Origin of the sequence: Cyanobium sp. PCC 7001 (assembly GCF_000155635.1) — a bacterium.
In the GTDB taxonomy this organism is placed as follows: domain Bacteria; phylum Cyanobacteriota; class Cyanobacteriia; order PCC-6307; family Cyanobiaceae; genus NIES-981.
Genome location: NZ_DS990556.1, coordinates 2,062,052 through 2,074,694, shown reverse-complemented (window position 1 = coordinate 2,074,694; position 12,643 = coordinate 2,062,052). Strand labels below are relative to the sequence as shown.

13 protein-coding genes and 1 pseudogene are annotated in these 12,643 nt (G+C 72.4%); 7 read left to right on the top strand and 7 right to left on the bottom strand.

Features of this window, described 5'->3' with window-relative positions:
• Position 1 precedes the first annotated feature (1 nt).
• The gene (gene rfbB / locus CPCC7001_RS10225; RefSeq protein ID WP_006910448.1) at positions 2-1,105 is read right to left on the bottom strand and encodes a dTDP-glucose 4,6-dehydratase; all 1,104 of its coding nucleotides are present in this window, start codon (positions 1,103-1,105) and stop codon (positions 2-4) included.
• A gap of 156 nt (positions 1,106-1,261) precedes the next feature.
• On the opposite strand from rfbB, the gene CPCC7001_RS10220 reads away from it, so the two are divergent.
• The 3 genes from CPCC7001_RS10220 to CPCC7001_RS10215 all read left to right on the top strand — a co-directional run bounded on the left by CPCC7001_RS10220 (position 1,262) and on the right by CPCC7001_RS10215 (position 2,989).
• On the top strand, positions 1,262-2,098 hold the full coding sequence (locus CPCC7001_RS10220; protein WP_156796749.1) for a hypothetical protein: 837 nt from the start codon (positions 1,262-1,264) through the stop codon (positions 2,096-2,098).
• Positions 2,095-2,253: a hypothetical protein gene (locus CPCC7001_RS15210; RefSeq protein ID WP_006911132.1), complete on the top strand. Its 159-nt coding sequence runs from the start codon at positions 2,095-2,097 to the stop codon at positions 2,251-2,253. Before CPCC7001_RS10220 ends, CPCC7001_RS15210 begins: the two co-directional genes overlap by 4 nt.
• A 139-nt stretch (positions 2,254-2,392) precedes the next feature.
• Complete coding sequence (locus CPCC7001_RS10215) at positions 2,393-2,989, top strand: hypothetical protein (RefSeq protein ID WP_006911638.1); 597 nt, start codon at positions 2,393-2,395, stop codon at positions 2,987-2,989.
• A gap of 15 nt (positions 2,990-3,004) precedes the next feature.
• On the opposite strand, the gene rfbD is transcribed toward CPCC7001_RS10215, so the two are convergent.
• From rfbD to rfbA, 3 genes are read right to left on the bottom strand one after another with little or no spacing between them, the layout of a single operon-like run.
• Complete coding sequence (gene rfbD / locus CPCC7001_RS10210) at positions 3,005-3,901, bottom strand: dTDP-4-dehydrorhamnose reductase (protein ID WP_006911263.1); 897 nt, start codon at positions 3,899-3,901, stop codon at positions 3,005-3,007.
• Positions 3,898-4,473, bottom strand: coding sequence for a dTDP-4-dehydrorhamnose 3,5-epimerase (rfbC, locus tag CPCC7001_RS10205; RefSeq protein ID WP_006909082.1), 576 nt, complete (start codon positions 4,471-4,473; stop codon positions 3,898-3,900). The genes rfbD and rfbC overlap by 4 nt, the downstream gene beginning before the upstream one ends.
• On the bottom strand, positions 4,463-5,398 hold the full coding sequence (rfbA, locus tag CPCC7001_RS10200) for a glucose-1-phosphate thymidylyltransferase RfbA (protein ID WP_006911244.1): 936 nt from the start codon (positions 5,396-5,398) through the stop codon (positions 4,463-4,465). Before rfbA ends, rfbC begins: the two co-directional genes overlap by 11 nt.
• On the opposite strand from rfbA, the gene CPCC7001_RS10195 reads away from it, so the two are divergent.
• On the top strand, positions 5,397-5,855 hold the full coding sequence (locus CPCC7001_RS10195; RefSeq protein WP_043368935.1) for a GNAT family N-acetyltransferase: 459 nt from the start codon (positions 5,397-5,399) through the stop codon (positions 5,853-5,855). The genes rfbA and CPCC7001_RS10195 overlap by 2 nt on opposite strands.
• Positions 5,856-5,868: 13 nt before the next feature.
• On the opposite strand, the gene ribH is transcribed toward CPCC7001_RS10195, so the two are convergent.
• Together ribH and psbZ are read right to left on the bottom strand one after the other, a co-directional pair.
• A complete protein-coding gene (ribH, locus tag CPCC7001_RS10190; RefSeq protein WP_006910577.1) occupies positions 5,869-6,348 on the bottom strand; it encodes a 6,7-dimethyl-8-ribityllumazine synthase in 480 nt (159 codons plus the stop codon).
• Positions 6,349-6,428: 80 nt separating this feature from the next.
• Positions 6,429-6,617: a photosystem II reaction center protein PsbZ gene (gene psbZ / locus CPCC7001_RS10185; protein ID WP_006909989.1), complete on the bottom strand. Its 189-nt coding sequence runs from the start codon at positions 6,615-6,617 to the stop codon at positions 6,429-6,431.
• Positions 6,618-6,777: 160 nt separating this feature from the next.
• Here psbZ and mutS point away from each other — a divergent pair.
• Positions 6,778-9,537 (top strand): annotated as a pseudogene (gene mutS, locus CPCC7001_RS10180) (DNA mismatch repair protein MutS); the annotation flags it as partial.
• Here mutS and CPCC7001_RS15835 read toward each other — a convergent pair.
• Positions 9,538-10,197, bottom strand: coding sequence for a precorrin-8X methylmutase (locus tag CPCC7001_RS15835; RefSeq protein WP_225867229.1), 660 nt, complete (start codon positions 10,195-10,197; stop codon positions 9,538-9,540).
• A 153-nt stretch (positions 10,198-10,350) separates the two neighbouring features.
• Here CPCC7001_RS15835 and holA point away from each other — a divergent pair, with 153 nt between their 5' ends.
• Positions 10,351-11,364, top strand: coding sequence for a DNA polymerase III subunit delta (holA, locus tag CPCC7001_RS10175; RefSeq protein ID WP_006911283.1), 1,014 nt, complete (start codon positions 10,351-10,353; stop codon positions 11,362-11,364).
• 33 nt (positions 11,365-11,397) lie between these two features.
• The coding region (locus tag CPCC7001_RS10170; RefSeq protein WP_043368931.1) for an aspartate kinase at positions 11,398-12,643 on the top strand (1,246 nt) is incomplete at its 3' end.

Sequence of the window (12,643 nt, the reverse complement as noted above, 5' to 3'; positions counted from 1 at the left end):
ATCACCCCACCAACCCCAGCCGCCTACCGCTGTAGCCCCCCCGCTCCCGCACCCCCGTGCACCAACCCTGGTGCTCCAGGTACCAGCGCACCGTGGCCTCCAGCCCCTGCGCGAAGGCATGGCGCGGCTGCCAGCCGAGTTCGCCGCTGATCCGCGCCGGATCGATGGCGTAGCGACGGTCGTGGCCGGGGCGGTCGGTGACGCGGGTGATCAGACCAGCGTGGGGTGCACCGGCCGGGCGCAACTGATCCAGCAGGGAGCAGATCGCCTCCACCACCTGCTTGTTGGTGCGCTCGCCGTGGCCCCCCACGCAGTAGCTGCGGCCCAGCTGGCCCTGGGTGGCCGCCAGCAGCAGGGCGTCCACGTGGTCTTCCACGTAGAGCCAGTCGCGCACGTTGGCGCCGTCGCCGTAGAGGGGGATCGGCTCGCCGGCGGCGGCCTTGAGGATCACCACCGGGATCAGCTTCTCGGGGAACTGCCAGGGGCCGTAGTTGTTGGAGCAGTTGGTGAGCACCACCGGCAGGCCGTAGGTGTGGTGCCAGGCGCTCACCAGGTGGTCGCTGGCCGCCTTGCTGGCCGAGTAGGGGGAGCGGGGGTCGTAGGGGGTGGTTTCCGAGAAGCGGCCCGTCTCGCCCAGGGAGCCGAACACCTCGTCGGTGCTGATGTGGTGGAAGCGGAAGGCGGCGCGGCGCCCCTCGTTCAGGCCCTCGTGGTGGGCCCGCACCGCCTGCAGCAGGTGGAAGGTGCCGCTCACGTTGCTGGCGATGAAGGCCCCCGGCCCCTCGATCGAGCGGTCCACATGGCTCTCGGCCGCCAGGTGCATCACCAGATCCGGATCGGCCTGGCGCACCGCCGCCGCCGTGGCCTCCGGATCGGTGAGGTCCACCCGCAGCAGCTGGTGGCGGCCCTCCGCTGCGGCCCCCATGCCCGCCAGCACCGCTTCGATGCTGGTGAGATCGCTGGCGTAGCCGCACTTGTCGAGGTTGAACACCGTGGCCGCGCTCTCGGCCAGCAGCCGCCGCACCACCGCCCCACCGATGAAGCCGGCGCCGCCGGTGACGAGCACCCGCCTGCGGGAGCCAAGCAGGGCGGGCAGATCGATCACGGCGGCAGGCTCCTGCTGGGGCTGGCTCTAGCGCCAGAACGCTATCAGCGCCACCACGGGCACCCCGGCGCGCTCTGAAACGCTGCGGGAGCGGCCTGCTTACCCTGGGCAACGCCACGCCGGGCCCCGTGACCGGCGGCCGCCGATGGCCACCCCGTGCAGCCCCCCTACCCACCCCGTGAGCGGCGCGTGTGGTTCTCGCTCGTGCTGTTCCGGCACCGCCTGGCGGACATCCAGCCGCTGCTGGGCTCGATCCGTGCGCTGGCCGAGCAGGCGAATCACTACGGCACGGGCCTGGTGGTGTACGACGGCAGCCCGCCCAATGCTGGCCAGTCCACGGCCGCCGCGATCCAGGCCCAGCTCGCCGGCGTGCCGCTGCACCACAGCAGGGGCCCCAACATCGGCTACGGCCGAGGCCACAACGGCAACTTCGCGGCCGCTGCCCTGGAGCCGGACGATCTCTTCATCGTGACCAATCCGGACATCTGCTTCGAGCCTGCAGACCTGATCCCACTGCTGGACTGGGTGGCCTCCAACCCTGAAGCCGCCTGCGCCGCGCCCCTGGTGGTGGGCGATGACGGGGTGATCCAGTACTCGGCCAAGCACAACCCCACCCTGCTGTCCCTGGCCCTGGGCCGTTTCCCCTGCCTCAAGGCCGTTCCGGGGTGCCGCCGCTACGACCGCTGGCACCGAAACGCCGGCCGCAACTACACACAAGAGATGATCGCCAGCCCCTACCTCTCCGGCTGTTTCCTGGTGATGTCCGCCCGCGCGTATCAGGCCGTGGGCGGCTTCTGCCCCCGCTACTTCCTCCACCTGGAGGACGCCGACCTCAGCCGACGCCTCTCGGCCCTCGGGCTCACCGTGCAGAATCCGATCGGCCGGGTGGTGCACCGTTGGGCCCGGGGTTCCCACCGCTCCCTCCGGCAGACCGTCAGCCTCCTGCGCTCGATGCTGGTGTACGCCTCCCTCTGGAGACTCCCCCTGCTGTGACCGCCGTGGATGTGCACCTGTTCGGAGCCAGCTCCCCGCTCGGCCAGGCGTTCCGCGAGCAGCTGGCACGGGAGCAGGGCTGGGGCACCCTGCACTGCTACGGCAGGAGCGAGAGCGGCCCCACCCGGCTCGACCTGCTCCATCCCGACGGGTGATTTGGGGGGGGGGGGACGGCCCCGCCCTGCTGGTGAGCTTCGCGCCGATCTGCTCCTGGCACCGTCTGGAACGGTGGCTCGCCTGCGGCCACCAGGGAGCACCCCGGCTGGCGGGAGTGCTGGCTGCTCCTCCTCCTCGGTGCTCACCAAGCGCTTCGCAGCCAACCGTATCGACCGGGAGCTGGCAAGCCTGCTGCACCGGGCCGAAGAGCAACTGCTGGCCGCCTGCCGGGGCCGGCACATCCCCAGCTGCGTGCTCCAGCCCACGCTCATCTACGGCCGTGTGGGCGAGCGGGCTGACCGCAACCTCAGCCGGCTGCTGCAACTGATGCGGCGGCTGCCGCTGCTGCCGCTGCCCGCCCAGACCGGACTGCGCCAGCCGATTCACGCCACCCAGCTTGCGGCGGTGGCGCTGGCCCTCAGCCGGCAGCTGGCGAAGGGAGCCGCGCCGCTCCCTGCCTCCCGCATCGCCCTGGGCGGCGATCAGGAGCTGAGCTACGCGGCCATGCTCCAGGCCCTGCAGCAGGCCCTGCCTCAGGAGGATCCGGCCCGCCGCTGCCGGCTGGTGCCCTTGCCTAACCGGCTGTTCACGCTGCTGGCGGTGCCGCTGCTGCTGGGCTCTCCCCGGGCCTTCGAGGCGGTGCTGCGCATGGCGGCCGACCTGGCGGGCTTCACCCCCTGCCATGCCCTGCTGGGCACGGAACCCCAGCCCTTTCCGGTGTTGCCGCTGGGTTGATGCAACGAGCCCAGCTCAGGGCACAAGCCGCCCCAGCACCTGCCGCAACGCCTCCCGCCAGTGCAGGGGCTCCAGGCCCAGCGCCGTGCGGCTGGCGGTGCAGTCGAGCAGGGAGTAGCTGGGCCGGCGGGCCGGGGTGGGGTAGTCGGCAGTGGTGATGGGCTTCACCCGCGCCTGGCGCTGCAGCAGGCCCAGCTCCACGCCCAGCTCACCGATGGCCACGGCGAAGTCGTACCAGCTGGCAGCGCCGGCATCGCTCCAGTGCAGGATGTCCGGCAGACCCACCTCGGCGCGTTCGATCAGGCGCCAGCAGGCCGCCGCCAGGGTGGGGGTGGCCGTGGGGCAGCCCACCTGGTCGGCCACCACGCCGATTTCCTCCTTCTCGCCGTGGAGGCGCAGCATCGTGAGGCAGAAGTTGCGGCCCACCGGGCCATACACCCAGCTGGTGCGCAGCACGTGGACGCGGCCATCCGCCAGCAGCGAGCTGGCCAGCAGCGCCTCCTCGCCGGCCGCCTTACTGGCGCCGTACACCCCCAGGGGGCTGCGGAGCTGGTCCGTGGCGTAGGGGCTGCCCTGGCGACCGTCGAACACGAAATCGGTGCTCAGGTGCAGCAGGCGGCCGCCGGTGCCGGCCAGGGCAGCGGCCAAGGCCTGCGGGGCCCCGGCGTTCACGGCCTCGGCCAGCTCCGGTTCACTCTCGGCTCGGTCCACCGCGGTGTAGGCGCCGGCGTTGAGCACCCAATCGGGCCGGCGCTCCAGCACCAGCTGCCGGCAGGCCTGCGCATCGGCCAGATCCAGCTCGGAACGGCCCGTGGCGATCAGCGTCACCCCCGCGGGGCACTGGGCCACCAGTTCCTGACCCAGCTGGCCGCCGGCGCCGGTGAGCAGCACCGTGAGAGGTGGGCCGCTCATGCGAACAGGTCCGCCTCCGCCAGGGCCGGCGCCACGGCGTCCTTGGCGCTGAGCAGGGGCTGGCCATCCGGCAGACCCTCCTGGGGCCAGGCGATCCCGATCTGCGGGTCATCCCAGCGGATCCCCCGCTCGCACTCCTTGCTCCAGAAGTCGGTGGTCTTGTAGAGCACCTCCGCCTCCGGGCTCAGGGTGAGGAAGCCGTGGGCGTAGCCGGCCGGCACCCACAGCTGCTGCTTGTTGGCGGCACTCAGGCGCACGCCGCCCCACTGACCGAAGGTGGGGGAGCTGGGGCGGATGTCCACCGCCACATCGAAGATCTCCCCCACCAGGCAACGCACCAGCTTGCCCTGGGGGTGGGGGGGCAGCTGGTAGTGCAGACCGCGCAGCACCCCCTGCACCGAGCGGGAGTGGTTGTCCTGCACGAAGGCGGTGGGGCCAGCGGCGGCGTTGAAGGCGTTCTGGTTCCAGCTCTCGAAGAAGAAGCCGCGGTCGTCGCCGAACACCCGGGGAGTGAGCAGAAGCACGCCCTCCAGCACCGCGCCACCGGCGCTGATCAGCGGTTCAACCTGCATGGCCCGTCTCCAGCACCTGCAGCAGATACTCCCCGTAGCCGCTCTTGCGCAAGGGGGCGGCCAGGGCCGCCAGCTGGTCGGCATCGATCCAGCCCATCCGCCAGGCCACCTCCTCGGGGCAGCCCACCTTGAGGCCCTGGCGGTGCTCCAGGGTGCGGATGTAGCTGCCGGCCTCGTGCAGGGAATCGCAGGTGCCCGTATCCAGCCAGGCCATGCCGCGCCCCATCAACTCCACCTTCAGCAGCCCCTCCTCCAGGTACTGGCGGTTGAGGTCGGTGATCTCCAGCTCACCCCGGGCCGACGGCACCACCCGCCGGGCCCGCTCCACCACGGAGTCGTCATAGAAATACAGACCGGTGACGGCGTAGCGGCTCCTGGGCTGGGCCGGTTTCTCCTCAATGCTCAGCACCCGCCCGTCGCCATCGAAGGCCACCACGCCGTAGCGCTCCGGGTCCCGCACGGGGTAGGCGAACACCGTGGCGCCTGCCGCCTGGCCGTTGCAGCCCTGCAGCTGGGGGATCAGGTCGTGGCCGTGGAAGAGGTTGTCCCCCAGCACCAGGGCCGCGGGGGCCCCGGCCAGAAACCGCTCGCCGATCAGGAAGGCCTGGGCCAGCCCGTCCGGACTGGGCTGCACGGCGTACGCGATCGTCATGCCCCAGCGGGAGCCATCCCCCAGCAGCCGCTGGAACGCCTCCTGGTCGGTGGGGGTGGTGATGATCAGCACCTCGCGGATGCCCGCCAGCATCAGCGTGCTGAGCGGGTAGTAGATCATCGGCTTGTCGAACACCGGCAGGAGCTGCTTGCTCACTCCCACGGTGATCGGGTGAAGCCGGGTGCCGCTGCCGCCGGCCAGGATGATGCCCTTGCGCTGGGGGGTCAAGGCGTCCGGGTCACTGGGAGGATGTTCCCATGGACGTGTTGCCATGGTGCCGATCCAGCTGCTCCGCCACGCCCCGGGTGCGCCCGGTCTGCGCTGGCTCGGCCTGGGCCCGGGGCTGCGCCCCACCCGCGGCCTGCTGAAGCTGCAGCGGCTGTTCAACCACCACGCCTTCTGGGCCAGGGAGCGCAGCTACCCCCAGCTGAGGCGGCTGCTGGCCGGCAGCCCGGTGGTGGTGAGCCTGTGGCGCGGCAAGCGGCTGGTGGGCTTCGGGCGGGCCAGCAGTGATGGGGTGTGCCGGGCCGTGCTCTGGGACGTGGTGGTGGCCGGTGATCTGCAGGGCCGGGGCCTGGGCCGGCAGGTGGTGGAGGGCCTGCTCAGCGATCCCAGGCTGCGACGGGTGGAGCGGGTGTACCTGATGACCACCAACAGCGCCGGCTTCTACGAACAGCTCGGCTTCCGGCGGGTGGAGAGCCAGCACCTGCTGGTGCGCCACCCCGGCTAAGCCGGCAGCACAGCTAAGTCGGCAGCGTCGCCATCAGGCTGCCCATCTCGAGGGCCTGCAGGCCGTAGCTCCAGCCCAGGTTGCTCTTGATGCCGGCCCGCTCCAGGGCCTGCTGCATGGTGTCGGTGGTGAGCACCCCGAAGATCACGGGCACGCCGGTCTGGCGGCTCACGGCGGCCACGCCCTTGCTCACCTCGCTCACCACCACATCGAAGTGGGGGGTGTCGCCGCGGATCACGGCCCCCAGGGTGATCACCACCTGGTAGCGGCCGCTGGCGGCAAGGCGCTGGGCCACCAGCGGGATCTCGAAGCTGCCGGGCACCCAGGCCACATCGAGCTGGCTGCTGGTGTCCGCAATGTCGATGCCGTGGCGGCTGAGGCAATCGAGGCAGCCGCTCAGCAGGCGGCCGGTGACCAGATCGTTGAACCGGGCCACCACCACGCCGATGCGCAGGGTGTCGGCCCCGATGAATCGGCCCTCGAAGATCGCCACAGGCAAACGCCACCAGCTGTGGCGCGGTGTAGGTGCCCTCAGGGTAGAAGCCCTGCGGCGCCGGCCTCAGACCACCCGGCTCAGACCACGAAGAAGCTCATGCCCCAGTTCACCAGCACCAGCGCCACCCAGGCGATGCCGCCGATCAGGATCAGCCGGTTGGAGCGGCCGCTGTCCTCACTGCTGGCGTAGAGCACGGGCACCGCCACGATCAGGGCGAACGACATCACCACCAGGGCCAGAACGGTGAGCGTGTTGAGGATCTGCATGGAACAACGGCGTCGCCGGGGCCGGTCAGTGGCCGGATTCTCACACGAGCCCCCCGGGCCTCCGGGGCGCCCCTGCCGGATCCTTCACAAGTTGTCGGGCACCGCCGGGCAGGCCGCCCGGTTCCTGCGCCTACGATCAAACCGACCCCAGCGCTGAGCCGTGGCCGCGGAAGCCGAGCAGCAGCTTTCGCTCGTTCCGGAGCTGGCCCTGCAGGGCTCGCTGTTCGCCGACGCCGATGACGCGGGCGGTGCCGTTTCGGGGGAGGGAGCAGATGCTGCCGTGCCGGCCGATCCCCTGGCGGCCGCCGCCGCGAGGCCCCGGCAGCGGCGGCGGCCTAAGCGTGAGCGTGGCAAGGCAACCCCAGCCGGCACCACCGCCGCGAGCGAGGCCGGCACCCCCGCGCCCGCCGCCCCGGAGTCCGACCTCCCCCCCTGGCACCACCACAGCCTGGTGGACCCGGCCCAGCTCACGCCGATGCTGCGCCACTACGTGGAGCTGAAGCGCGCCCACCCCGAGCGGGTGCTGCTCTACCGCCTGGGCGACTTCTTCGAGTGCTTCTTCGAGGACGCCATCGCCCTCTCGCGCCTGCTGGAGCTCACCCTCACCGGCAAGGAGGGGGGCAAGGCGATCGGCCGGGTGCCGATGGCCGGCATCCCCCACCACGCCGCCGAGCGCTACTGCGCCGACCTGGTGCGCCGCGGCCTCAGCGTGGCCCTGTGCGACCAGCTGGAAACCACCCCCGCCAAGGGGGAGCTGCTGCGTCGCGACATCACCCGCGTGCTCACGCCCGGCACGGTGATCGAGGAGGGCATGCTGGCGGCCCGCCGCAACAACTGGCTCTGCGCCGTGGTGCTCGAGCCCCCCGGCAGCGGCGCCCGCTGGGGCCTGGCCGTGGCCGACGTGAGCACGGGCGAATTCCGCGTCACCCAGCAGCAGGGCAGTGATGCCCTGCATCAGGAGCTGCTGCAGGTGGAGGCGGCCGAAGTGCTCTGGCCTGCCCCCGGCGACATCCCGGCCGGGGAAACCGCTCCGGCCTGGTGCCCGCCGGCGCTGCGGCTCACGGCCCTGGCCCGCACCCCCTTCGAGAAGCCGGAGGCTACGGCCACCCTGCAGCAGCGCTTCCAGCTGGCCAGCCTGGCCGGCCTCGGCCTCACGGAGCAACCCCTGGCCCTGCGGGCGGCCGGCGGCCTGGTGGCCTACCTGGACAGCACCCAGAGCGGGCGCGTGCCCCTCGATCCCCCCACCTGCTGGCATCCGGGCGATGCCCTGGTGCTCGATGCCGCCACCCGCCGCAACCTCGAGCTCACCCGCACCCAGATGAACGGCGGCTTCGAGGGGTCGCTGCTGTGGGCCCTCGACCGCACCCACACCGCCATGGGCGGACGCTGCCTGCGCCGCTGGCTGGAGGCGCCCTTGCTGGACCGCCCGGCGATCGAAGCGCGCCAGGCCGCCGTGGGCGAACTGGTGGAGGGGCGGACCCTGCGGCTGAACCTGCGCCGGCTGCTGCGCCCGATGGGCGATCTGGAGCGCCTGGCGGGCCGGGCCGGGGCCGGCACGGCTTCGGCCCGCGACCTGGTGGCCCTGGCCGATGGCCTGGAGCGGCTGCCCCAGCTGGCCGCCCTGCTCGGCCCCTGCAGCGCCACCCCCCTGCAGCGCCTGGCCCAGCCCTGGCCGGAGCTGGAGGCCCTGGCGGCGGAGCTGCGCCACGTGCTGCTCGACACCCCTCCCCTCTCCCTCACCGAGGGCGACCTGATCCACGACGGCGTGGACCCCCTGCTGGACGGGCTGCGCAACCAGCTCGACGACCAGGACGCCTGGCTAGCCCAGCAGGAGACCAGCGAGCGGGCCGCCAGCGGCATCGCCACCCTGCGGCTGCAGCACCACCGCACCTTCGGCTACTTCCTGGCGGTGAGCAAGGCCCGGGCCGCTTCGGTGCCGGAGCACTGGATCCGCCGCCAGACACTGGCCAACGAGGAGCGCTTCGTCACCCCGGCCCTCAGGGGCCGCGAGGCCGAGATCCAGCACCTGAGGGCGCGGGCCGCCCAGCGGGAATACGAGCTGTTCTGCCAGCTGCGCGGCCGCGCCGGCGAGCAGGCCGCCCGCATCCGCCAGGCCGCCCGGCTCGTGGCCGAGCTCGATGGGCTCGCCTCCCTCGCCGAGGTGGCCGCCACCTGCGGCTACTGCCGGCCCACCCTCACCGACGGGCGGGAGCTGGAGATCGAAGCCGGCCGCCACCCCGTGGTGGAGCTGCTGCTGGTGGACGACGCCTTCACCGCCAACGGCCTGGCCCTGGGCTGGGACGGCGATGGGCCCGGCGGTCCCCCTGACCTGCTGATCCTCACCGGCCCCAACGCCAGCGGCAAGAGCTGCTACCTGCGCCAGACCGGCCTGCTGCAGCTGATGGCCCAGATGGGCAGCTGGATCCCGGCCCGCTCCGCCCGCCTGGGCATCGCCGATCGGATCTTCACCCGCGTCGGCGCCGGCGACGACCTGGCGGCCGGCCAGTCCACCTTCATGGTGGAGATGGCCGAGACGGCCAACATCCTCCACCACGCCACGGCCCGCTCCCTGGTGCTGCTCGATGAGATCGGCCGCGGCACCGCCACCTTCGACGGCCTTTCGATCGCCTGGGCCGTGGCCGAGGAGCTGGCCCAGGGCATCGGCGCCCGCAGCATCTTCGCCACCCACTACCACGAACTCAACGAGCTGGCCGAGCTGCTGCCCAACGTTGCCAACGCCCAGGTGCTGGTGGAGGAAACCGGCAGCGACCTGCGCTTCCTGCACCGGGTGGTGCCCGGCGGCGCCAGCCGCAGCTACGGCATCGAGGCGGCGCGGCTGGCGGGCATCCCCGCCTCGGTGCTCCTGCGGGCCAGGCAGGTGCTGAGCCGCATCGAGGCCAACTCCCAGGTGCGGGTGGGGTCAGCGGGCCGCCTGAAGCCAGGCGGCCCGCAGCAGGGCGTTGCAGGCCGCCGCCACCAGGCCGGCGCCACCCCGGGAGCCCTCCAGGCGCACCTGGGGCAGACCGCTCGCCGCCAGGTGGCGCTTGCTCGCCTCCACCCCCACGAAGCCCACCGGCATGCCGATCACCAGGGCCGGAGGCGGCACCGCCCCGGCAGCCACCAGCTCCAGCAGCCGCTCCAGCGCCGTGGGGGCGCTGCCCACCAGCACCACCAGGCCTGAACCCAGCTCCTGCAGGGCCCGCTCCATGCCCACGGCCGTGCGGGTGGAGCCGGCGGGAGCCGCGGCCGGAGCCCAGGCGAGCACGTCGTGCACCGGGTTGGCGAAGGTGCGGGCCGCCATCGGCGCCACGGCCGCCGCGGCCATGGCCGTGTCGGTGAGGATCGGCGCCCGCGCCGCCAGGGCCGCCGCAGCGGCGGAGCAGGCGCCGGCGCTGCAGTGGAGATCGGCTGCGATGGTCACATCACCGCAACTGTGGATGCAGCGCTCCAGCACGTCGCGCTCGAGCGGATCGGCAGGAGGCGCGATGCCGCGGGCGGCCAGCTCGGCGCGGATCAGCCGCAGGCTCTCGAGAAAGATCGGATGATCCGTGAGGATGGGGCGGTCGATGGGTTCGGGCACGGAGGTTCGGGCGCTGCAGTCGGGCGCACCGGACGGGACGGGGCGCCGTCCAGCCAAGGCAGCCCCGACCCTATGCACCCCCGATGCACCGCGGGCCCGCCACACCGAAACGCCCTGCCGAAACGCCCCGCCGCTACCTGATGCCGATACGCCATGCCGATCCACCTGCTCTGGGGCGATGACGAGGCCGCCCGCGGCCGGCGGGTGGAGGTCCTGATCGCCGAGCTGGTGGATCCGGCCTGGGCCGCGATCAACCTCAGCCGGCTGGATGGCCAGGACATTGCCCAGGCGGGCCGGGCCCTGGAGGAGGCGCGCACGCCCCCCTTCGGCAGCGGAGCGCGGCTGGTGCTGCTGCAGCGCAGCCCCTTCTGCAACCAGTGCCCGGCCGAGCTGGCCGAGCCGTTCGAGGCCACCCTGCCCCTGATCCCATCCGACTGCCATCTGGTGCTGGTGAACGCCGCCAAGCCGGACGGCCGCCTGCGCACCACCAAGGCGCTGCAGAGGCTGGTGAAGGCCGGCGAGGCCGAGGAGCAGGCGTTCCAGCTGCCGGCCATCTGGGATGGTGCCGGCCAGGTGGAGCTGGTGCACCGCACGGCGCGGGAGCTGGGGCTGCAGCTGGAGCCCGGGGCCGCCGAAGCCCTCAGCGAGGCCATCGGCAACGACAGCGCCCGGCTGGCCAGCGAGCTGGAGAAGCTGCAGCTGTTCGGCCAGGGCGCCGCCGCTCAGGCAGGTCAGGCAGAAGCGATCGGCGTGGAGGCCGTACGGGCCCTGGTGGGCGGCCACAGCACCAGCGCCCTGGCGGTGGGGGATGCCCTGCTGGAGGGTCAGCCGGTTGCGGCCATCGCCCTGGTGGACTCCCTGCTCGAGGGCGGCGAGCCGGCGCTGCGCATCGTGGCCGCCCTGACCAGCCAGATCCGCGGCTGGCTCTGGGTGGCCCTGCTGGATCAGCGCGGCGAGCGGGACGTGGCGGTGATCGCCAAGGCCGCCGGCATCGGCAACCCCAAACGCATCTACGTGATGCGCAAACAGATCCAGGGCCGCCCCGCCGGGCGCTTCCTCAGCCTGCTGAGCCAGCTGCTGGATGTGGAGGCCGCCCTCAAACGGGGTACCGATCCGGGGGACGCCTTCCGCGATGGATTCCTGTTCGCTGGGCCCCACGGCCGATAATCGACCGTTCCGATCACGCCGGATCCCGCACCCATGGCCCTGCTGGTTCAGAAATTCGGGGGCACCTCGGTGGCCGACGTGACCCGCATCCAGGCGGTGGCCCGGCGGGTGGCCCTCAGCCGCGAGGAGGGCCATGAACTGGTGGTGGTGGTGTCGGCCATGGGGCACACCACCGATCAGCTCACCGGGCTGGCCCGGGCGATCAGCGGCGATCCGCCACAGCGGGAGATGGACATGCTCCTGGCCACCGGCGAGCAGGTGTCGATCGCGCTGCTCTCGATCGCCCTCCATGCGGAGGGGGTGCCGGCGGTGTCGATGACGGGACCCCAGGCCGGCATCGTGACCGAATCGGCCCACGGCCGCGCCCGCATCCTGGAGATCCGCACCGAGCGGCTGCGGCGCCTGATCGACGATGGCCACGTGGTGGTGGTGGCGGGTTTCCAGGGCACCAGCGTCGGCCCCGGCGGCACGCCGGAGATCACCACCCTCGGCCGCGGCGGCTCCGACACCTCCGCCGTGGCCCTGGCCGCCGCCCTCGGGGCCGACGCCTGCGAGATCTACACCGATGTGCCCGGGGTGCTCACCACCGATCCGCGCAAGGTGGCCGATGCCCAGCTGATGGAGCAGGTGAGCTGCGACGAGATGCTGGAACTGGCCAGCCTCGGCGCTGCGGTGCTGCACCCGAGGGCGGTGGAGATCGCCCGCAACTACGGCGTGCCGCTGGTGGTGCGCTCCAGCTGGAGCGACGCCCCTGGCACCCTGCTCACCAGTGGGGAACCGCGTCCGATCGGCATGGGCGGGCTGGAGCTGGGCAAACCCGTGGACGGTGCGGAACTCGAGAGCCAGCAGGCAGTGGTGGCCCTCTCCCACGTGCCGGACCGCCCCGGGGTGGCCGCCCAGCTGTTCGAAGCCCTCGGGGCCGCCGGGCTCAACGTGGACCTGATCGTGCAGGCCACCCATGTGGGCAGTGGACCGGGCACCTACACCAACGACATCGCCTTCACCCTGCCGGAGACCGACCTGGCCCTGGCCCAGCTGGTGTGCCGGGAAGTGCTGGCCGGGCTCGGAGCTGAGGTGGGCGATGGCGGAGCCCAGCTCAGCGGCGAGGCGGGCATGGCCAAGATCAGCATCTCCGGCGCCGGCATCATGGGCCGCCCCGGCGTGGCGGCGCGGCTGTTCGACACCCTGGCCCGCTACGGCATCAACCTGCGCCTGATCGCCACCAGCGAGGTGAAGGTGAGCTGCCTGGTGGCCGGCGAGCTGGGTGCCAGGGCATTGC